This window comes from Jejuia pallidilutea (assembly GCF_002973595.1).
Lineage (GTDB): Bacteria > Bacteroidota > Bacteroidia > Flavobacteriales > Flavobacteriaceae > Jejuia > Jejuia pallidilutea.
In genome coordinates, this window is sequence record NZ_PVEO01000002.1 from 203,054 (window position 1) to 222,021 (window position 18,968).

Annotated in this window: 25 protein-coding genes; 24 read left to right on the top strand and 1 reads right to left on the bottom strand. The window is 32.8% G+C overall.

Going from position 1 to position 18,968, the window contains the following annotated elements:
- The first annotated feature begins 52 nt into the window (after window positions 1–52).
- From CLV33_RS04425 to CLV33_RS04540, 23 genes are all read left to right on the top strand, one after another.
- Window positions 53–1,522: an SDR family oxidoreductase gene (locus CLV33_RS04425; RefSeq protein ID WP_105472879.1), complete on the top strand. Its 1,470-nt coding sequence runs from the start codon at window positions 53–55 to the stop codon at window positions 1,520–1,522.
- Window positions 1,470–1,619: a DUF2256 domain-containing protein gene (locus CLV33_RS04430; RefSeq protein WP_081956313.1), complete on the top strand. Its 150-nt coding sequence runs from the start codon at window positions 1,470–1,472 to the stop codon at window positions 1,617–1,619. The genes CLV33_RS04425 and CLV33_RS04430 overlap by 53 nt, the downstream gene beginning before the upstream one ends.
- Window positions 1,589–2,899 carry a DASH family cryptochrome gene (locus tag CLV33_RS04435; protein WP_105472880.1) on the top strand — a complete coding sequence of 437 codons (1,311 nt, stop codon included), beginning with the start codon at window positions 1,589–1,591 and terminating at the stop codon, window positions 2,897–2,899. The genes CLV33_RS04430 and CLV33_RS04435 overlap by 31 nt, the downstream gene beginning before the upstream one ends.
- Before the next feature lie 60 nt (window positions 2,900–2,959).
- The gene (locus CLV33_RS04440; RefSeq protein ID WP_105472881.1) at window positions 2,960–4,492 is read left to right on the top strand and encodes a cryptochrome/photolyase family protein; all 1,533 of its coding nucleotides are present in this window, start codon (window positions 2,960–2,962) and stop codon (window positions 4,490–4,492) included.
- A complete protein-coding gene (locus tag CLV33_RS04445) occupies window positions 4,482–5,963 on the top strand; it encodes a cryptochrome/deoxyribodipyrimidine photo-lyase family protein (protein ID WP_105472882.1) in 1,482 nt (493 codons plus the stop codon). Before CLV33_RS04440 ends, CLV33_RS04445 begins: the two co-directional genes overlap by 11 nt.
- 124 nt (window positions 5,964–6,087) lie before the next feature.
- Window positions 6,088–6,516, top strand: a complete 429-nt coding sequence (locus CLV33_RS04450; RefSeq protein WP_105472883.1) for a hypothetical protein — start codon at window positions 6,088–6,090, stop codon at window positions 6,514–6,516.
- The gene (locus CLV33_RS04455) at window positions 6,513–6,785 is read left to right on the top strand and encodes a TIGR03643 family protein (RefSeq protein WP_105472884.1); all 273 of its coding nucleotides are present in this window, start codon (window positions 6,513–6,515) and stop codon (window positions 6,783–6,785) included. Before CLV33_RS04450 ends, CLV33_RS04455 begins: the two co-directional genes overlap by 4 nt.
- Before the next feature lie 113 nt (window positions 6,786–6,898).
- The gene (gene folE, locus CLV33_RS04460) at window positions 6,899–7,597 is read left to right on the top strand and encodes a GTP cyclohydrolase I FolE (protein ID WP_042246779.1); all 699 of its coding nucleotides are present in this window, start codon (window positions 6,899–6,901) and stop codon (window positions 7,595–7,597) included.
- A gap of 4 nt (window positions 7,598–7,601) precedes the next feature.
- Window positions 7,602–7,826, top strand: a complete 225-nt coding sequence (locus CLV33_RS04465; protein WP_042246781.1) for a hypothetical protein — start codon at window positions 7,602–7,604, stop codon at window positions 7,824–7,826.
- Window positions 7,827–7,971: 145 nt separating this feature from the next.
- Window positions 7,972–8,187, top strand: coding sequence for a hypothetical protein (locus CLV33_RS04470; protein ID WP_042246784.1), 216 nt, complete (start codon window positions 7,972–7,974; stop codon window positions 8,185–8,187).
- A gap of 21 nt (window positions 8,188–8,208) precedes the next feature.
- Complete coding sequence (locus tag CLV33_RS04475) at window positions 8,209–8,892, top strand: SDR family NAD(P)-dependent oxidoreductase (protein WP_105472885.1); 684 nt, start codon at window positions 8,209–8,211, stop codon at window positions 8,890–8,892.
- A 4-nt stretch (window positions 8,893–8,896) separates the two neighbouring features.
- On the top strand, window positions 8,897–9,433 hold the full coding sequence (locus CLV33_RS04480) for a glutathione peroxidase (protein WP_105472886.1): 537 nt from the start codon (window positions 8,897–8,899) through the stop codon (window positions 9,431–9,433).
- A 6-nt stretch (window positions 9,434–9,439) separates the two neighbouring features.
- Window positions 9,440–9,616: a Lacal_2735 family protein gene (locus CLV33_RS04485; RefSeq protein ID WP_042246788.1), complete on the top strand. Its 177-nt coding sequence runs from the start codon at window positions 9,440–9,442 to the stop codon at window positions 9,614–9,616.
- A complete protein-coding gene (locus CLV33_RS04490; RefSeq protein ID WP_105472887.1) occupies window positions 9,603–10,064 on the top strand; it encodes a TspO/MBR family protein in 462 nt (153 codons plus the stop codon). The genes CLV33_RS04485 and CLV33_RS04490 overlap by 14 nt, the downstream gene beginning before the upstream one ends.
- Window positions 10,065–10,066: 2 nt before the next feature.
- Entirely contained in the window at window positions 10,067–10,528 is a 462-nt protein-coding gene (locus CLV33_RS04495) for an SRPBCC family protein (protein WP_042246792.1), read from the top strand.
- A gap of 2 nt (window positions 10,529–10,530) precedes the next feature.
- On the top strand, window positions 10,531–11,835 hold the full coding sequence (locus CLV33_RS04500) for a cryptochrome/photolyase family protein (RefSeq protein WP_105472888.1): 1,305 nt from the start codon (window positions 10,531–10,533) through the stop codon (window positions 11,833–11,835).
- Window positions 11,836–12,267: 432 nt separating this feature from the next.
- Window positions 12,268–13,050: a hypothetical protein gene (locus CLV33_RS04505; RefSeq protein ID WP_105472889.1), complete on the top strand. Its 783-nt coding sequence runs from the start codon at window positions 12,268–12,270 to the stop codon at window positions 13,048–13,050.
- Window positions 13,051–13,250: 200 nt separating this feature from the next.
- Window positions 13,251–13,505 (top strand): DUF6364 family protein, encoded by a 255-nt coding sequence (locus CLV33_RS04510; protein WP_105472890.1) that lies wholly within the window; start codon window positions 13,251–13,253, stop codon window positions 13,503–13,505.
- Window positions 13,495–13,926, top strand: a complete 432-nt coding sequence (locus CLV33_RS04515) for a type II toxin-antitoxin system VapC family toxin (protein WP_105472891.1) — start codon at window positions 13,495–13,497, stop codon at window positions 13,924–13,926. The genes CLV33_RS04510 and CLV33_RS04515 overlap by 11 nt, the downstream gene beginning before the upstream one ends.
- Window positions 13,927–14,066: 140 nt before the next feature.
- Complete coding sequence (locus CLV33_RS04520) at window positions 14,067–14,699, top strand: hypothetical protein (RefSeq protein ID WP_105472892.1); 633 nt, start codon at window positions 14,067–14,069, stop codon at window positions 14,697–14,699.
- 137 nt (window positions 14,700–14,836) lie between these two features.
- A complete protein-coding gene (locus tag CLV33_RS04530) occupies window positions 14,837–15,640 on the top strand; it encodes an alpha/beta fold hydrolase (RefSeq protein ID WP_105472894.1) in 804 nt (267 codons plus the stop codon).
- A gap of 104 nt (window positions 15,641–15,744) precedes the next feature.
- Window positions 15,745–16,167 carry a hypothetical protein gene (locus tag CLV33_RS04535; protein WP_105472895.1) on the top strand — a complete coding sequence of 141 codons (423 nt, stop codon included), beginning with the start codon at window positions 15,745–15,747 and terminating at the stop codon, window positions 16,165–16,167.
- A 198-nt stretch (window positions 16,168–16,365) separates the two neighbouring features.
- Entirely contained in the window at window positions 16,366–16,878 is a 513-nt protein-coding gene (locus CLV33_RS04540) for an IS1096 element passenger TnpR family protein (RefSeq protein WP_105472896.1), read from the top strand.
- Here CLV33_RS04540 and CLV33_RS04545 read toward each other — a convergent pair.
- On the bottom strand, window positions 16,875–17,948 hold the full coding sequence (locus CLV33_RS04545) for a hypothetical protein (protein WP_105473129.1): 1,074 nt from the start codon (window positions 17,946–17,948) through the stop codon (window positions 16,875–16,877). The two genes, CLV33_RS04540 and CLV33_RS04545, sit on opposite strands and share 4 nt — an antisense overlap.
- Before the next feature lie 122 nt (window positions 17,949–18,070).
- On the opposite strand from CLV33_RS04545, the gene CLV33_RS04550 reads away from it, so the two are divergent.
- Entirely contained in the window at window positions 18,071–18,967 is an 897-nt protein-coding gene (locus CLV33_RS04550) for an ABC transporter ATP-binding protein (RefSeq protein ID WP_105472897.1), read from the top strand.
- The last annotated feature ends 1 nt before the right edge of the window (window position 18,968 follow it).

The window sequence follows — 18,968 nt, forward strand, 5'->3', positions numbered from 1 at the left end:
CGGCAGGTCTGTAGTTGTATAAATTAGTAGAATTTGTATAAAATAACATTAAATGAATATACTCGTAACAGGAGCAACAGGCTACATAGGCAAACGCCTTATACCCTTTTTATTGAATGAAGGGCATACTGTTATTTGTGTAGTACGAGATAAATTAAGAGCTGAAAAAAGTTATGCGGAAGATGAAAACATACTAGTAGTAGAAGCCGACTTTTTAAAACCAGAGACACTTAAAAATATTCCAAAAAAAATAGATGTAGCGTATTACTTAATACATTCTATGTCTAACTCTTCAAAAGATTTTGAATCTCTAGAAGAACGATGTGCTATAAACTTCAAAGATTACATTGAAACCACAGATGTAAAACAAGTAATATACTTAAGTGGCATTACCAACGAAAAAAAATTATCTAAACACTTACGCTCTAGAAAAAATGTAGAAGAACGCTTATCATCAAAACAATACGCGTTAACCATTTTTAAAGCGGGTATTATTGTGGGTTCGGGGAGCTCTTCATTCGAAATAATAAGGGATTTGGTTGAAAAGCTGCCCTTTATGATTGCTCCAAAATGGCTAAATACAAAAACACAACCTTTAGCGGTTAGGGATGTACTGTCGTTTTTAACCAAAGCCGCTGGTAACAAAACAGTTTACAATACCTCTTACGATGTTTTTGGACCAGAAATTATTACCTACAAAGAAATGCTTTTGCAATTTGCACAAGTTCGTGGACTAAAACGCTACATTTTAACCGTACCGGTTATGACACCAAAACTATCATCGTATTGGTTATATTTTGTAACGTCTACGTCGTATAAATTAGCTACATCTTTAGTAGATAGTATGGGCGTTCAAATTATAGGAAAAAAGAGTAATATAAACGAGCTACTAAATGTAAAACCTCTTACCTATAAAGAAGCCGTAGAATTAGCTTTTGAAAAAATTGAGCAAAATAGTATTGTTTCCAGTTGGAAAGATTCTATGGTGAGTAGTGGTAGATTAAGAAACAGCTTGCACAAATATGTTAACGTACCAAAGTTTGGGTGTTTTACCGATTATAAAGAACGAGAGGTTATTGATGCAAAACAAACCATAGATAAAATTTGGAGTATTGGTGGTAAAAATGGTTGGTACTATGGCACAGTGTTATGGCGCATTAGGGGCTATATAGACAAGCTTTTTGGCGGTATAGGCTTAAGACGTGGCAGAACTAGCCCAACTCAGCTAGATGCAGGAGACGCGCTAGACTTTTGGCGCGTAATTTTCGCAGATAAAAAACAACAGAAATTATTACTCTATGCCGAAATGCGCTTACCTGGTGAGGCTTGGTTAGAATTTAAAATAGAAGATAAAAAACTAAAACAAACGGCAACCTTTAGACCACGCGGACTTTGGGGCAGGTTGTATTGGTATGCTGTATTACCATTCCACGGATTTATATTTACAGGAATGATAAATAAACTCGTTAATGTTGAACCACAAAAAACAACACCTACCACAAAAAACGTGTCCGATTTGTAAACGGCCTTTCACATGGAGAAAAAAATGGGAAAAGAACTGGGAACACGTAAAATATTGTAGCGAAAGATGCAGAAGGAACAAAACAATACAGGATTAGTTTGGTTTAGAAACAACCTTAGGGTTAATGATAACATGGTTTTAAATGAAGCCATAAAACAGCAAAACCATATTATTGCTGTTTACTGTTTTGATCCTAGAAGTTTTGAAATTGGTGATTTTGGATTTAAAAAAACAGAAAAGTTCAGGGCAAAGTTTTTAATTGAAACTGTTGAAGATTTAAAGAAAAACCTAAAATCTTTAAATATTGAATTATTGGTGCACCATGAAAAACCAGAACTCATAATACCTGAACTCATAAAAAAACATGGTGTAAGTGCCATGTATTTGCAAAAAGAATGGACTGTGGAAGAACAACATGTTTTAAATAAGGTTAAATCTGCCGTTTCCAATAATGTTGAATATCATGAGTTTTTCGACCAGTTTCTATATCACCCAGAGGATATTGCTATGTCGTTTTCTCAAATTCCGCAAGTATTCACAAACTTTAGAAAAAAAGTTGAAAAATACAGTAAAGTTAGGAGTTCTGTGGGTATAGAATCCCAAACACCAAACACAAACATTTCAAATAGTACACAAATACCTACTTTAAAAGATTTAGGTTTTAAAGATTTTAAAACACATGCCAATACAGCATTTCCTTTTAAAGGTGGCGAAACTTCAGCTATACAACGATTAAACAATTATTTTTTTGAAACTAAAAAACTAGGTTTTTATAAAAAAACTAGAAATGGATTGGTTGGAACAGATTTCAGTTCTAAATTCTCGCCATGGCTTGCTAACGGTAGTATTTCTGCAAGAACTATTTATTGGCAAGTTAAAAAGTTTGAAAAAGAACACTATAAAAACCAATCTACATACTGGTTGATTTTTGAACTGATTTGGAGAGATTACTTTAAATACATTTCGTTAAAACACGGTAATACTATTTTTAAAATTGGTGGTATTCTTAACAAGGAATATGAATGGAAAACCAACCAAGCACTAATAAAACAATGGATAGAGGGCGAAACCCGTTCCACCTTTGTTAATGCTAATATGGTAGAACTTAAAAAAACAGGTTGGATGAGCAATAGGGGTAGACAAAACGTGGCGTCATTTTTCGCTAAAGATCTATTATTAGATTGGAGAATTGGCGCTGCGTATTTTGAATCGCTACTTATAGATTACGATGTACATAGCAACTATGGCAATTGGATGTATGTGGCTGGTGTAGGAAACGACCCAAGAGACCGAAAGTTTAATGTAGATACTCAAGCTGAACGCTATGACGCCAATGGTAAATTTCAAAATTTATGGTTGCAAGAAACATTATTTTAAAGGTTGTTTCACAGAAGTTTGCAGAGAAAATACGGAGTTGCACAGAGAAACATATAACAAATGAAAACACTTAGACTCATATTAGGAGACCAACTCAATATAAAACATTCTTGGTTTAAAGAAACCAATAACGATGTGGTGTATTGTCTGTTTGAAATGCGCCAAGAAACAGATTATGTTAAACACCACATCCAAAAGGTAATAGGCTTTTTTGCTGCTATGCGTCAGTTTAGTTTAGATATAGAATCGAATGGACATAATGTGATTTACCTTAAAATTAATGATGAAAAAAACACACAAAGTTTAACCGATAATCTATCAAAAGTAATTGAAGAACATCGCATTGAAAACTTTGAGTATATATACCCTGACGAGTACCGTTTAGATGAACAACTTAAAGCGTTTAGCAACAATTTAAACATCACATCAAAAGCTGTTTCAGCAGAACATTTCTATACTAAAAGAGACGATTTAAAACAATTCTTTAAAGGCAAAAAGCAATATCTCATGGAAAATTTCTACAGAGATATGCGCAAAAAACATGATATTTTAATGGTCTCTGACCAACCTGAAGGCGGTAAATGGAATTTCGACAAAAGCAACAGAAACAAGTGGAAAGGCGATGTAAGTATTCCCAATTATAAGCTTTTTAAAAACAACGTAGATACTATTGTTTCAGATATTGAAAACGCAGGTATTAAAACTATTGGAAGGTTTACAACAAAAACGTTCTCCTACCCTATTTCGCGGGCTCAAGCTATAGAACAGCTTAAATATTTTTGCGAACACCTTTTAATTCATTTTGGTGATTATCAAGATGCAATGCATACCGAAGAAACATATTTATTTCATTCTAGGTTGTCTTTCGCCATGAATTTAAAGCTTATTTCACCCAAAGATGTAGTGAAAACGGTAATGAACTATTACCGCAAACATGGCGATAACATTCACATTTCCCAAGTTGAAGGTTTTGTACGTCAAATTATAGGATGGCGCGAATATATGCGTGGTATGTATTGGGCATTTATGCCAGAATATAAAGATCTAAACACACTAGATAACCACAACAAACTCCCTGATTTTTTCTGGACCGGCAACACAAAAATGAATTGTTTAAAGCACGCCATTAACAATTCTTTAGATAATGGATATGCTCACCACATACAACGCTTAATGATTACTGGTAATTACGCACTATTAACCCAAACCAATCCTGACGAAGTAGACCATTGGTATTTAGGTATTTATGTAGATGCCATAGAATGGGTACAACTTACCAATACTAGAGGTATGAGCCAGTTTGCCGATGGTGGCAAAATTGCAACAAAACCTTATGTGTCCTCTGGCTCCTACGTTAATAAAATGAGTAACTACTGTAAAAATTGCCATTACAATAAGAGCAAAAAAACAGAAGACGACGCTTGTCCTTTTAATAGCTTATACTGGAATTTCCTTGACGAAAAGCGAGACCAATTAAGCAATAATTTTAGAATGGGTATGATGTATAATCTACTTGATAAAATGGATAAGCAGGACTTACAAAATATTAAAGAAAAAGCACAACATATAATAGCGCACCAAGATGAATACTAAGCCCCACATAACTGTAGTATGGTTAAAACGCGATTTACGATTGCACGACAACGAGGCTATTTTTAATGCATTAAATACTAAAAAACCAGTACTATTACTGTATAGTTTTGAGCCTTTATTAATGAATGATCCGCATTATAGTGAACGCCACTGGAATTTCATCAAAGAATCTATTGTAGATTTAAATGAAGCGTTACAAGCATACAATTCTAAAATACTTGCTGTACAATCTGATATTATAGCCAGTATAAACCAATTGCTTTCGCACTATCACATTTCTGATATTTTCTCTCATCAGGAAACAGGCATTCGCGTTACTTTTGAAAGAGACAAAAATTTTAAAAGATTTTGCAAAAACAACTTAATAAATTGGCACGAAAATATTAACAACGGTGTACAACGTGGTTTAAAAAACAGAGACGGATGGAACGATATGGTAGATGCATTTTATGCTATAGAACCATTGGCGTTTAGTCCAAACACAAACCAACTTATAACCATTGATGAAATACATGCGCTAGAACAACACTTTAATCTCCCAGATTTAAACACCCCAGAATTCACACCATTTCAAAAAGGGGGGCGCACCACAGGTTTAAGGTACTTAAAATCCTTTTTCAAAGAACGCTATCCAGAATATATGATTAATATCTCTAAGCCAGAAGCCGCTAGGAGTAGTTGTAGCAGGATTTCACCTTATATTGCTTGGGGAAATTTATCGGTAAGGGAAGTATATCATGAGGCTTATCATTTAAAAGAAACTTCAAAATATAAAAAATCCTTAGAAGCGTTTATGTCGCGTTTACGATGGCAAACACATTTTATTCAAAAGTTCGAGATGGAGCACACTATGGAAGATGCCAGTGTAAATAAGGGGTTCCATAAGCTTAAAAAAAGCATTTCAGAAAAATATCAAATCGCTTGGAAAACAGGGCAAACAGGCTACCCATTAGTTGATGCCTGTATGCGTTGCTTAAACGAAACGGGATATTTAAATTTTAGAATGCGCGCTTTGGTAGTATCGTTCTTTACCCATAACCTATGGCAACCTTGGCAAGAAGCCACTACGCATTTATCGCAAATGTTTTTAGATTTTGAACCAGGGATTCACTTTCCCCAGCTACAAATGCAAGCAGGAGAAACGGGTATTAATATGCTACGTATCTATAATCCGGTTAAAAATAGTCTGGAGCACGACCCCGAAGCATCCTTTATAAAAAAATGGGTACCAGAATTAAAGGCATTAGATACGCCTTTTGCCCACGAACCGTATTTAATGACCGAATTGGAACAGCAATTCTACAATTTTCAACTAGGAAAAGACTACCCACATCCTATAGTTGATTTGGATGTTACAAGAAAAAAGGCTGGAGACACTCTATGGAAACTCCGCAAAGACAAAACTGTACTAGAAGAAAGCAAAAGAATTCTTAAAAAACATACGCTTAGGAGACGTCTCTCAAACACGTAAACAACTAATTTTCAACATGCTAAACGAATTAATAAATCTTATCAATAGTGAGATGTTAATTTTTGTTTAACTTTTTTTAATAAACATTAAACATTTTGTATATTTGAGATATCAAGATGATTTAATGATACTAAACACAACATACCACAACAAAGAACATAAGCAACTTTTAGAGGATCTAGTAGGTAAAAGTTTTACGTTTTTAGAATCTTTAAAAATGAAAGGCGTGGGCTCTAAACGTATGATTGTTGGTGAGGTAAGCCCCAATCTACAAAATTACATGAATACCGTTGCAGACATAAATTACGCAAATATAGAGTTGCGCAAAAGTGGTATTCTCATCTTTATCAATAAAGGCTTGAAAAATTTTACCTGGGCCATACCCTATTACCAATTGGTAATGTATAAAACAAATGGTGCTAGCATACATGCACAGGGAAGATTCATTCATTTTAAAAACAATAAAACCTTTAAGGAAAACAAACGGTTTTTTGAAAAAATGTTGGATGAAAAAATAAAATATGACGAACAGTATAATTTTCAGAATATATGACCTTAACGGTAGAAGAAACAGATAGAATTATAGAAATGGCATGGGAAGATCGTACAACTTTTGAAGCCATAGAATATCAGTTTGGTCTGAAAGAGCAGGAAGTTATAAACTTGATGCGCCGAGAAATGAAACCTAGCAGCTTTAAAATGTGGCGAAAACGTGTACAGGGGCGACAAACAAAACATGAAAAATTACGCTCTTTTGAAAAAGGAAGATTTAAGTGTAGCAGACAAAAACAAATTACTCACAATAGAATTTCAAAACGCTAACGTGCTTTGATTAATTTAAAAGAATCTCTCAGCTATTTAGTTGAGAATCGATTGAAATTATCATTCTCATAAAAATGGGAACTTAAGTTAAAACAGCACATAAAAAAGATGATATGCAAATAGAAAAATTAAAAGTAAAGCAAAACAACGGTCACAAATTAAACGGATTTTCAATAGAAGATATAGGTGACGACCATCTAAGCACTGGCTTAGAAACTCCAATGAAAAAAGATGCCTTTAAATTATCTGACACAGAAAAAAAGGAGCGCATTGCCATTTTGTTTGAAGAAATAATGGACGTTATGGGTCTAGATCTAACCGATGATTCCTTAAAAGGCACTCCTAAGCGTGTGGCCAAAATGTACATAGACGAAATTTTCTCTGGATTAAACCCTGAAAACAAACCTAAGGTTGCATTATTTGATAATAAGTACCAGTACAACCAAATGTTGGTAGAAAAAAACATTACATTTTATTCTAATTGCGAACATCATTTCGTGCCAATTATAGGTAAAGCCCATGTAGCCTACATTTCTTCTGGTAAAGTTATTGGTTTATCTAAATTGAATAGAATAGTACAATATTACGCCAAACGCCCTCAAGTTCAAGAGCGTTTAACAAACCAAATTGCTAACGAGTTAAAAACAATTTTAGATACAGAAGATGTAGCAGTTATTATAGATGCAAAACATCTTTGTGTATCATCAAGGGGTATTAAAGATGATACTTCTGCGACGGTTACCGCATATTATGGCGGGCAGTTTAATACTTCAGAAAAAATTACAGAAATACAAAATTATTTAAACAGTTAACATCATGGATTTAATAGACAGAGCATTAGAATTTGAGCAAAGAAAAATGAGATCATTGTCTACTAGCGATCGCGTAAAAATCTCTAGAGAGGCAAAAGCCTTAATTTTAGATTTAAACAAAATCTACAAGGTGAAAAAAGATGAAAAAATTATGGATATCATGAAACGTTTAACTGCTATAAAACGAAAAGTAGAAAAGCGTTTAAAAGGTGCACCGTTAACAGTATAACTATCAAAAAGAGTTAGTTAACTCCTTAAAATATTAAATTTTCCTTAATAAATCTGTATAAAAATAGCTAATCTTCTATATTTTATTATATTGCAAACTTGTGCAAAACTAGCGCGCAACATACAAAATATAGTAAGCTAAAATTATGGAGATTATTGATAAGGCTTTAGAATTTGAACAACGCAGACACACGTTTAAAACAACTAGTGAACGCATAGAATCGTCTAGAGAAGTAAAAGATTTAATATTAAGTTTAAACGATATCTACAAAGTAGAAAAAGATCCTGAAATTATGGATTTAATGAAACGTTTAACAGTAATAAAACAAAAAATTGAAAAACGGCTAAAGGGCAGGCCATAAAAATAAAATGCCCTGAAACCTATGAAAACAATAATAGTAGTTGGTGGAAGTAAGGGCATTGGTAAAGCCATTGTTGCTAAGTTAGTATCTTACTGCAAAGTTATAAACATAAGCAGAAGCGCTCCTAGCATTTCACACGATAACTTAACACACTTTAATTGTGATGTTACCCAAGACGAATTACCCGAAATAGAAAATGCGGACGGTTTAGTGTATTGCCCCGGCAGTATTAATTTAAAACCCATATCTCGTTTAAGTATAGATGATTTTAAAGAAGACTTTGATATAAACGTACTTGGCGCAGTAAAAGTAATTCAAAAATACCTTCCAATTTTAAAGAATGGCAATACGCCTTCGGTAGTACTATTTAGTACTGTTGCCGCAAAACTTGGTATGCCCTACCATGCGAGTATAGCTGTAGCAAAATCGGGTGTAGAAGGTTTAGTAAAATCTTTAGGTGCCGAATTAGCACCTACGCTACGCATTAATGCCATAGCCCCTACTGTAACCAATACAGAACTCGCATCTAAACTTTTACGGAATGATAAAATGATCGACAATATTACGGAACGTCATCCCCTAAAAAAATTCCTATCTCCAGAAGAAGTAGCAGATATGGCAGAGTTTTTATTGTCTGATAGTTCTGCTTCAGTTTCCGGTCAGGTATTCGAAATGGATTGCGGTATCGTAAGCTTTAAAATTTAAAATTATGAATCCCCTAAAAGCATTTGTTGCTACCCTAGGTACAAAAAGCCCAAAACAAAAAATGGATATTGATAACATTTACGGTATTTCCATTAACGCTTTAAACGGTAAACCTATAGATTTATCTAGTTTTAAAGGAAAATATATTCTTTTTGTAAATGTAGCCTCTAAATGTGGGTTTACGCCACAATATAAAGATTTGCAGAAGCTTTATGAAACCTATGGTGAAACACTACAAGTTATTGGTGTACCATGTAATCAATTTGGTGCACAAGAACCTGGAGATGCCAATACCATAGAAACATTTTGCGAGGTAAATTATGGTGTTAGTTTTTTAATTACAGAAAAAATTGATGTAAAAGGCAAAAACCAACATCCGTTGTATACATGGTTAACCCAAAAAATAAATAACGGCGTAAAAGATTCTACCGTAAAGTGGAATTTTCAAAAGTATCTGGTAGATGCAAAAGGAGATTTAATAGACTATTATTATTCCACAACCAGTCCTTTAAGTTCAAAAATTGTAAAACACTTAAAATAAATTGCTATGTTTAGTTTCCTAAAGAAAAAATCAAAAAAAGAAAAATTAGAAGAAAAGTTTAAAAAATTAATGAAAGAGTGGCACGACCTCTCTACCGTTAATAGAGCTGCTAGCGATGAAAAATATGCCGAAGCACAAGAAATCGCTAAAATATTGAATGACATGAAACATGAAGCTGCTTAAATACACCGTCATTTTTTTAGTCATTAATTTTGGAGCATTAGCCATTGGCAGTTGGTTAATGGCTAATGGTCCGCAAACCAGTTGGTACATAAATTTAAACAAGGCGCCTTGGACGCCTCCCGGATGGGTGTTTGGTGCTGCGTGGACTACCATAATGATATGCTTTTCTATTTATATGGCCTACCTATACAAAGCGCTACCCAATGTAACAGTATTAGGTTTATTTAGCATTCAATTTGTACTAAATATTATTTGGAACTACATTTTTTTCAATCAACATTTAGTTGGTTTTGGTCTTACAATTATTACACTATTAACTTTTGTTGTTGCAGTCTTTACATTTTCTTTTATTAAGAAAATGAAAATAAAAACAATACTAGTACTCCCCTATTTAATTTGGTTGTGCATCGCCACATCGCTTAACGCATATGTACTTTTGAATAATTAAAAATGAAAATATACACCTTACACAAAAAACAGAATTTACCAATTACTGTAGACAAGGCTTGGGAATTTCTATCAGACCCTAAAAACTTAAAAACCATTACCCCAGATTATATGGGGTTTCATATTTTATCTGGAGCCGATAGACCTATGTTTGCGGGTCAAATTATTCAATACATTGTAACACCTGTTTTGGGCATTAAAACCAAATGGGTAACAGAAATAACCCATTGTGTTAACAAACACTACTTTGTAGACGAACAACGCTTTGGCCCTTATGCCCTATGGCATCATAAACATTTTATAAATGAAATTGAAGGTGGTGTAGAAATGGAAGATATTATAGATTATAAAGTGCCTTTTGGTTTGCTTGGGCAACTTGTACACCCTATTTTAGTAAAACCAAAACTCGAAGAAATTTTTAATTACAGAACCCAGAAATTAGAAGCATTATTCGGTAAATATTAACAATGAAACAACCTCTAAACATTTTTTGGTTTCGACGCGATTTAAGACTAGATGACAATGTTGGCTTTTACCAAGCCCTAAAAGGAGACCATCCTGTTTTACCAATTTTTATTTTTGATTCTGAAATATTGGATAAATTGCCCGAAGACGACGCACGAGTTACCTTTATTTTTGAAACCTTGCAAAACATGCGCAATAAACTGCAAGAAGAACACGAGAGCAGTATTGCAATGTTTCATGGTAAACCAATTGACATTTATAAGCAATTGGTGAAAGATTATGATATAAAAACGGTATTTACCAATAGGGATTACGAACCTTACGCTAAGGAGCGCGACACCGCCATAGAAACATTTTTAAATGAAAACACTATTACATTTAAAACGTTTAAAGATCAGGTTATTTTTGAGAAGGACGAGGTTGTAAAAAAAGATGGCGATCCTTACGTGGTGTACACGCCTTATATGAAAACCTGGAAAGAAAAATTTGAGTCTGTAGACCTAGAAATCTACTACACAAACAACTACTTAAACAATTTGGTAAAACACTCTAGGTTACCAAATTTAAGCTTATCAGACATAGGTTTTAAAAAGTCTAGTCAAGAAATAGCTGCTTACGATGTAACGCCAACCCTTATTCAAGACTATGAAGATACGCGTAATTTCCCAGCAAAAGATGCCACCTCTAGATTAGGGCCACATTTACGCTTTGGTACCGTAAGTATTAGAAAAATGATAAAGAAAGCCATAGCAGAAAAAAACGAAATTTTTTGGCAAGAACTTATTTGGCGCGAGTTTTTTATGCAAATCCTTTGGCATTTTCCACATACAAAAGACGAAAGTTTTAAATCTAAATACGACCGCATACAATGGCGCAACAACGAAGCCGAGTTTAAAAAGTGGTGCGATGGAAAAACCGGGTATCCTTTGGTAGATGCAGGTATGCGCCAACTCAACCAAACTGGTTTTATGCATAACCGTGTGCGCATGTTGGTTGGTAGCTTTTTATGCAAACATTTGTTAATAGATTGGCGCTGGGGCGAAGCCTATTTTGCCGAAAAATTACACGATTACGAAATGGCAAGCAATGTAGGAAATTGGCAGTGGGTAGCCGGTAGTGGTGTAGATGCCGCACCTTACTTTAGAATATTTAACCCTACAACGCAAATACAAAAATTTGATAAGGACTTAAACTACATAAAAAAATGGGTGCCAGATTTTCAAGAACTTACCTATCCTGAACAAATTGTAGACCATAAGTTTGCAAGAGAACGCTGTTTAGAAACTTACAAGGCAGCTTTAAACTAATAGCTTGTTTCATGATTATTAAATAACTGATTTTAAAATAATTACACATATTACAAAAAGATTTTATAACCTTGTAGATCTTCAGGATCTTACAAGGTTTATAATTTTTTTTAATAAACAGGTCTCTATAAACAATTACTTACGCCAGTAATTAAACTAAATATACTCTTAGGTTTTATAGTGCTAAACCATAACTAAATTCTTTTAAGTTTACGCTTCCCACAATTTTTATTTAAACTACTTAAACTTAGTAAGTAATACACCACTATAGAAATAAGATATTTATACAAAACCTTTGTGTAATATCTTAAATTTTATATTTTTAACAAAGCAATTAATAACACACTTTTTTACACCAAAACCATGGTTATCCTAACAAAAGGATGGGATAATACTCTAAAGGGTGTTGATATGATTTAGTTGCCCACAATTATGAAAAACATTTTTGCAATCATATTTTCACTTCTGCTAGTTCAGTATATTTTTGGGCAAAAAACACCAGTTTCTTATGTGAATGATTCACGGATTGGAAATAATCAAGGTTGGGTAATTGACAATAAAATATCTGAAATAACTCTCAAAACAGATAGTGAATTTGAATTTTGGAGTAGACAAGTAATTAATTCTTGTTTAACTTGGAGAGAATATAATGGAATTTGGGAAAGAAAAAACGATACAATCTTTTTTTATGACCAGTATGAGGTAAAAGCAAGTGATTCTCATTTTAGTTTTTCAACTAACGACCAAAACGAATTTTTCCAACTGGAATTTAAAACGGATAAAGGCTCTGACTTAACTAACAAAAATATCAATATCGCATTTCTTTTTGATTTGGGCGAAGAAGATTGGGAAATTGAAGAGTTTGAAATGATACTGGAAGATGATTTCAGCTTAAAAATTCCCTTTAAAAATATTCCGAATATAAATAAGCTCGCAACAATACGTTTTTTATACTCTTTAAGTAACGGAGAGAAACGATTTGGATTTATATCAGCAGACGAAACACCAACTGAAAAAGAAAAAGAGCTTCCAAATATGATAGAAGTGACTTTAATAGAACAACCTGAAAAGGAAATAGTCAAAAGAATAACTAAAGGGATTTTCATCGATGATGAAATTAAAATTATATCTACTCATAAGAACAAAACGAAATTAAAAGATGAAACGCCTGAATTAATATTTAAAGAATTTTATAAAAAAGAAACTGAAAAATAACTGTGGGCAACAATGTGTATAATTCATTGCTAGTAAAGGCTTACTTACGAAAATCCTCGCGGATTTTCTATTCGGTATATATTTGCTAAATTAGTTGTTGAGACACGCAACGAAATCATACACTGGTCCGTTAGCTCTTATTTGAAACACGTGTTGCAAATAAAAAAAAAACACGTATCTTTGTTTAAAAGACGAATAGTATGAATACCAAATTAACTTTGACAATAGAAAAAGAAGTCATTGAAATTGCAAAAGAATATGCAAAGGAAAAAGGACAAAGTCTTTCGGAAATGGTAGAAAATTATTTCAAGTTTGTAACTGTCAAAAGAATGAAAATCAAGGAAAAACAACTTTCACCTAAGGTTAGAAAATTAAGAGGAATTATTAAAACCAATGATAATTTTGATTATAAACAAATTTTAACCGAAGAACTGTCAAAAAAATATGGAGTATAAACTTTTTGTTGATTCGGATGTGGTGATTGACTTTTTTACTGACCGAGAACTTCACGTTAATCCTGCGAGCGAACTTTTTGAATTAAATGAACAAGGTGATGTTAAATTATACTTATCTGCTGTAAGTATAAACAACATCTATTACATAGTGAGGAGGTTTTTAGGGCACAAGAAAACACTTGAAGTTGTTGAAACATTAACCGAAATGACCGAAATTGTCGGAACTACAAAAAAAGAGATTATTCAAGCGTTAAAGAATCGATTTACAGACTATGAAGATTCTATCCAATATTCTTCTGCTCTTACAATTAAAGGTTTAGATGCAATTATTACTCGGAATATAAAAGATTATAGAACCTCTTCAATCGCAGTTATGACACCCCTGAATTTTCTGAAAATGAAAGAAAAAAACGAGAGCTAACAATGTATAAGAAATAATAGCGGTTTTATCGCTAAAACGAAAGAAAGTGAATAAAAAAAGGTCTATGTTTAATCGAAAAGTTAGTGAGTAAAATCCGCTACTATTATCATACGTTACCGCCGTTAGCAAAAATTTACAAAATGAAAATAACCTTAACTATCTTATTAATATGTTTTTTTCATCTTTTTTCATTTGCTCAGAAAAAAGAACTTTACGTCAATGATGATTTTGAATATATATCAAAAACTGAGTTTGACAAAAAGTCTGAACAGCCTTTTGACTATAATCTAAGATTTGAATTAGACTCTGCTTACTTAAATGTAAAAGTTGCTAGATACAAGAAAGGTAAAATAGAACTAAAGGTTCTTAACTCAATTAAAAATACATTTTGTAAAAATGAGGAGTTCAGCGATAATGAAATATTTCTAATAAATTATTACCCTGGAAATGACAAATGCAGTACAAATGGATATAAATCAAATTTTAAATCAAAATATAACAAGTATCGTAGAAAGTTTGATAAAATAGAAAATTTAAAACAACTGTTTGTATATAAATCAGATGACGGACTAAAAGGATTTGGTAATAAAATTGACTGGCAATCTGATATTAATAGTCTGATTGAAAAAACATTTTATCCTATTCCTTATCCTTGTGGAGGCTATCTGATTATTGATAGTAAAGGCAATTACATCTCTGAAAGAGGAGAATATTGCTATTCGAAAATATTAATAGATGAAATAAAAACTTTTGCTAACATTGACTATAAGTAATTGCTTGTTCTCGTCTACTTCTAAAAATCCTATTAGATTTTCAGTTTGGTGTGTAATTGCAAAGTTAAGTGCTAAACCACGCAACGAGCTATATACAAATCTGTTAGTCCTAATTGACGCTCCTAAATCAATATACAATGAAAATTAAACATTCCTTTTTAATTCTATTTTGCTCAATTGTATTTAGTTGTTTCTCACAAACTAACAGAAAAGAAAACACTATTAATTTTAAAATAAAAGGAACTGGAAGTCCTGTTGTGGTATTTGAATCTGGTCTTGGAGAAAATTTAGAAGGTTGGAAACAAGTTCAAGACAGTATTTCTAAAATCACCACTACAATAAGTTACGACAGACTTGGTTTAGGCAAATCTTCTACAACCGAAAAAGCTAGAACTATAGATAATCTTGTAACTGAGCTAAATAGTTTCCTTGAAGACAACAAAATTAAAGAACCATACATTTTAGTTGGGCACTCACTAGGCGGTTTTATTGTACGAAAATTTCAAAATTCATATCCTGAAAAAGTGAAAGGATTAGTATTGGTCGACCCATCTCACGAAAAACTAATGGAAAGTATATTAGCAACTAAATCTAAGGAAGAAGCAGAAATGATGACTAATGGTATGAATGGTTTTTATGCTAATCAACCAATCGCTATTCAAAATGAATTTAAAGAATTACCGAATATGCAAAAGGAACTGAAAACAATTGATTTTCCAAAGGACATACCAATTACACTACTTGCGTCTTATCAAGTTCCACCACCATTTAAGCCTGAAGATGTAAAAATTAAGAAAGAGCTATTTAATAATTGGATTGAAGATAGGCCAAAAGCAAAACTTATAAGTACAGTTAAAAGCGGACATTACATACATTATTCAGAACCAACAATTGTAATTAACGCAGTAATTGAGATGATTAAAAATGTAAAAAACAAATAAAAACTATACCTAAGAACAACCACAAGTAACAGCTTGTTTGTAGACAGTTAGTTTCTAACTAACTTTTTAAAGTTCCGAATTCGAAATCATAAATAAATAATAAAATGAATCTAAAACATCAAATTTTAATACTCGTTATTACAATGTTTAGCTTTAACAGTTACTCACAAATATCAACGTCCTTTTACCTAAACGACACCAATTCTAAAATTGCAATTGGTTATGAGTTTAATGAAAATTTATGGGGAGATTTTAGAATGTACTCTGGTACGAATATTGAAAATTTTACACCTGAGATTGTCTTAAACTATAATTTTATAAAGAGAGCACTGTATGAAACTTATATTGGAGCAGGTTTATCTTTAAATAACATTAATGGAATTGTTTTACCCGTTGGAATTGGAATTAAACCGTTTGAAAACTTAAAAAAATTATCATTTAATATTGAATTAACCCCTACTTATGAAACGGATTTAAGCGACATATTAATACGTGGTTTTATAGGAATAAGATACGTTTTAAAATAAAACGTAGTAAACCTAAGTACCATGGCAGAAAAACAATTAAAAATCGCATTAATTTATCACAAAAGCCCTGTTAGTGTATAGCGTTGTTTTATAAAAAACTTTAACCAAGCACTAAATGAATAATTTTAGGCATAACTGAAAAAGTTTAAACGAGTTCCGTAACAAAAATTATATCTTTGCACCTCAATTTTTTTTGTTATGATTTATAGATTTAGAGTCATTTTAGATAATGATACCGAAGACGATATTTTTCGCGATTTAGAAATTCGTGAAACCGACTCTTTAGAAGACCTACACAACATTATTACCCAATCTTTTGGGTTTGATGGTACGGAAATGGCTTCTTTTTACATTAGCAACGACCAGTGGGACCAAGGTGAGGAAATATCTTTATTTGATTTAAGTGATAATGGTACTGCACGTTTAATGAACGAAACCGAAATTTCTGCTGTAGTACACGAAGCGCAAACCAAACTAATTTATGTGTACGACTTTTTAAGCATGTGGACCTTTTATGTTGAACTGGCAGAAATTGTTGATGTTGTTGAAGGACACGACTACCCCAACCTAATGTTTGTACAGGGGCAAGTACCCGATACTGCACCAGACCGTGTGTTTGAAGCCGAAGGTGGCGACGATTTTAACGATTTTGATGATGATATTGATGTTGAGGACTACGACAATTTAGACTTCGACGAAAATTGGAATTAAACACGTTTTCGCATAACATGCAACGGGTTTACGTTTTCGTAGTTATGCACCAAAAACTCTAAAGCCTTTTCTAAAATATCGCCCATAGTTTTACATTTCTTGAAATTTACATCGTGCGTAAACTCAAAAATTTTCATTTTTAATAAATCTATGTGCTCTTTTTTAGAGATATTATCTACCACAATACACTCTAAAAGCTCATTAATGCGGGCATTGTAACTTTTTAAGCGTTTTACCAGTATAGAACGTTCTTCAATTTTATACTGTTCTATAGATAACTTTTGAAACGACCCTGAAACTATTTTTACCATTTCTACGTTTTCTTTAAAAAACTGCGGACGGTAAATATTAAACTTGCCTTCGTAACATTGCTGGTCGAAATCTATTGCCCTAATCTTATAAACCACTTTATCAAAATCGTGCGTAGGTACAATAACATAATTGTACGAGCGCATATCGCCCAAAAGACGAATCATACAACGCTCATTAAATTTTACAAACTCTTTTGCTATTTGTGCTTTTTCGCGCTTTGTACAATTGGGCAACATATCTTTTATAAATACATCTCCAGGAATACCTGCAATATGCTCCTCTATTAACGTGTTATCGCTTACTAAAAAATTTAAGTTGTAGGGCGATAACATGTGCTCTAGTTCTAAGCCGTAAATTCTAGATGCATCGGCTACCTTTACATAAAAATAGGTGTAATTATCGTTTAAAATATTTCTCACCTTTATTCTAAAAGGTTTAGAGTTTCCAAACGTACAGTAATCTATAGCATCTACACTTAAAAATGGAAAAATATCTTCATTCCCATCAGAATGTAAAATGGTATATACTTTTTTTAGCGAAGCATCTATCTCTTGTCTATCAAATTCGCTGTAGTACACGCGTACCCATAGCGTATCTTCATCATCCTCATCCAACACTTCAATAGCGCCTTGAAATCTTAACAGATCATCGTACAAAATAGGCAGTTTTAAGCTTCTACTATATTCAGAAAGATAGCTATCTAATTTATCTGAAATTGGGTAAGACGGTTTTTTTTTCGAAATTTTTAAATCATCCATATCTTTAACATTATTCAAATTTAAGATTTTCTTTGCATTAATGTAACAAAAACAGCAGACCTTCGTCTTAATTACATAACTAATCTATAACTGAATTTATTTCGGTTTAAATCTTTTTACGTTTGGAACCCATTTTAACAATAAACAATCTTACCAAAAAATTTGGTTATCTCACGGCAGTTAAAGACCTCTCATTCACCATAAATAAAGGTAATGTTTACGGTATTTTAGGACCTAATGGCAGTGGAAAATCTACCACATTGGGCATAGTGCTAAATGTTGTAAACAAAACATCGGGCGATTTTAAGTGGTTTGATGGCAATACAACAACCCACGATGCGCTTAAAAAAGTTGGTGCCATTATTGAAAGACCAAACTTTTATCCTTATATGACTGCGTACCAAAACCTAAAACTGGTTTGTAAAATTAAAGGCGTAAGCCCTAATAAGATTGATGAAAAACTAGAAGTGGTTGGCTTATTGGAACGTAAAAACAGCAAGTTTAGAACATATTCCTTAGGGATGAAACAACGCTTAGCCATTGCCTCTGCCCTATTAAACGATCCTGAAATTTTAATTTTAGACGAACCTACAAATGGCTTAGACCCACAGGGAATCCATCAAATACGACAAATAATTAAGGATATTGCCCAACAAGGCACAACCATTTTATTGGCGTCTCACTTGCTGGATGAAGTAGAAAAAGTATGCTCGCACGTTGTGGTGTTGCGTAAAGGTGTAAAACTATATTCTGGCAGAGTTGACGAAATGATTTCTAGCCATGGTTTTTTTGAGCTAAAGTGTAACAATCAAAAAGCGCTTTTGGATGTTATTGAAAAAGACCCCGTTTTTGGTAAAGTAAAAACCAACGACGATTTAGTTACGGCTTTTTTAAATGAACCGTTGAGTTCTGAAGACTTTAACAAGCAACTTTTTGAAAAAGGCATTGTATTAACCCATTTAGTACAACGTAAGGAAAGCCTTGAAGAACAATTTTTACAACTAACCGATAACAACTAAC

What these genes read in the sequence shown, in the direction of transcription:
- CLV33_RS04440 (WP_105472881.1), top strand. Translation starts at nt 2,960, where the DNA reads ATGAAAACACTTAGACTCATATTAGGAGACCAACTCAATATAAAACAT.
- CLV33_RS04450 (WP_105472883.1), top strand. Translation starts at nt 6,088, where the DNA reads ATGATACTAAACACAACATACCACAACAAAGAACATAAGCAACTTTTA.
- CLV33_RS04500 (WP_105472888.1), top strand. Translation starts at nt 10,531, where the DNA reads ATGAAACAACCTCTAAACATTTTTTGGTTTCGACGCGATTTAAGACTA.
- CLV33_RS04465 (WP_042246781.1), top strand. Translation starts at nt 7,602, where the DNA reads ATGGATTTAATAGACAGAGCATTAGAATTTGAGCAAAGAAAAATGAGA.
- CLV33_RS04470 (WP_042246784.1), top strand. Translation starts at nt 7,972, where the DNA reads ATGGAGATTATTGATAAGGCTTTAGAATTTGAACAACGCAGACACACG.
- CLV33_RS04540 (WP_105472896.1), top strand. Translation starts at nt 16,366, where the DNA reads ATGATTTATAGATTTAGAGTCATTTTAGATAATGATACCGAAGACGAT.
- CLV33_RS04535 (WP_105472895.1), top strand. Translation starts at nt 15,745, where the DNA reads ATGAATCTAAAACATCAAATTTTAATACTCGTTATTACAATGTTTAGC.
- CLV33_RS04430 (WP_081956313.1), top strand. Translation starts at nt 1,470, where the DNA reads ATGTTGAACCACAAAAAACAACACCTACCACAAAAAACGTGTCCGATT.
- CLV33_RS04445 (WP_105472882.1), top strand. Translation starts at nt 4,482, where the DNA reads ATGAATACTAAGCCCCACATAACTGTAGTATGGTTAAAACGCGATTTA.
- CLV33_RS04495 (WP_042246792.1), top strand. Translation starts at nt 10,067, where the DNA reads ATGAAAATATACACCTTACACAAAAAACAGAATTTACCAATTACTGTA.
- CLV33_RS04545 (WP_105473129.1), bottom strand. Translation starts at nt 17,948, where the DNA reads ATGGATGATTTAAAAATTTCGAAAAAAAAACCGTCTTACCCAATTTCA.
- CLV33_RS04530 (WP_105472894.1), top strand. Translation starts at nt 14,837, where the DNA reads ATGAAAATTAAACATTCCTTTTTAATTCTATTTTGCTCAATTGTATTT.
- CLV33_RS04455 (WP_105472884.1), top strand. Translation starts at nt 6,513, where the DNA reads ATGACCTTAACGGTAGAAGAAACAGATAGAATTATAGAAATGGCATGG.
- CLV33_RS04425 (WP_105472879.1), top strand. Translation starts at nt 53, where the DNA reads ATGAATATACTCGTAACAGGAGCAACAGGCTACATAGGCAAACGCCTT.
- CLV33_RS04510 (WP_105472890.1), top strand. Translation starts at nt 13,251, where the DNA reads ATGAATACCAAATTAACTTTGACAATAGAAAAAGAAGTCATTGAAATT.
- CLV33_RS04480 (WP_105472886.1), top strand. Translation starts at nt 8,897, where the DNA reads ATGAATCCCCTAAAAGCATTTGTTGCTACCCTAGGTACAAAAAGCCCA.
- CLV33_RS04490 (WP_105472887.1), top strand. Translation starts at nt 9,603, where the DNA reads ATGAAGCTGCTTAAATACACCGTCATTTTTTTAGTCATTAATTTTGGA.
- folE (WP_042246779.1), top strand. Translation starts at nt 6,899, where the DNA reads ATGCAAATAGAAAAATTAAAAGTAAAGCAAAACAACGGTCACAAATTA.
- CLV33_RS04515 (WP_105472891.1), top strand. Translation starts at nt 13,495, where the DNA reads ATGGAGTATAAACTTTTTGTTGATTCGGATGTGGTGATTGACTTTTTT.
- CLV33_RS04505 (WP_105472889.1), top strand. Translation starts at nt 12,268, where the DNA reads ATGAAAAACATTTTTGCAATCATATTTTCACTTCTGCTAGTTCAGTAT.
- CLV33_RS04475 (WP_105472885.1), top strand. Translation starts at nt 8,209, where the DNA reads ATGAAAACAATAATAGTAGTTGGTGGAAGTAAGGGCATTGGTAAAGCC.
- CLV33_RS04520 (WP_105472892.1), top strand. Translation starts at nt 14,067, where the DNA reads ATGAAAATAACCTTAACTATCTTATTAATATGTTTTTTTCATCTTTTT.
- CLV33_RS04485 (WP_042246788.1), top strand. Translation starts at nt 9,440, where the DNA reads ATGTTTAGTTTCCTAAAGAAAAAATCAAAAAAAGAAAAATTAGAAGAA.
- CLV33_RS04435 (WP_105472880.1), top strand. Translation starts at nt 1,589, where the DNA reads ATGCAGAAGGAACAAAACAATACAGGATTAGTTTGGTTTAGAAACAAC.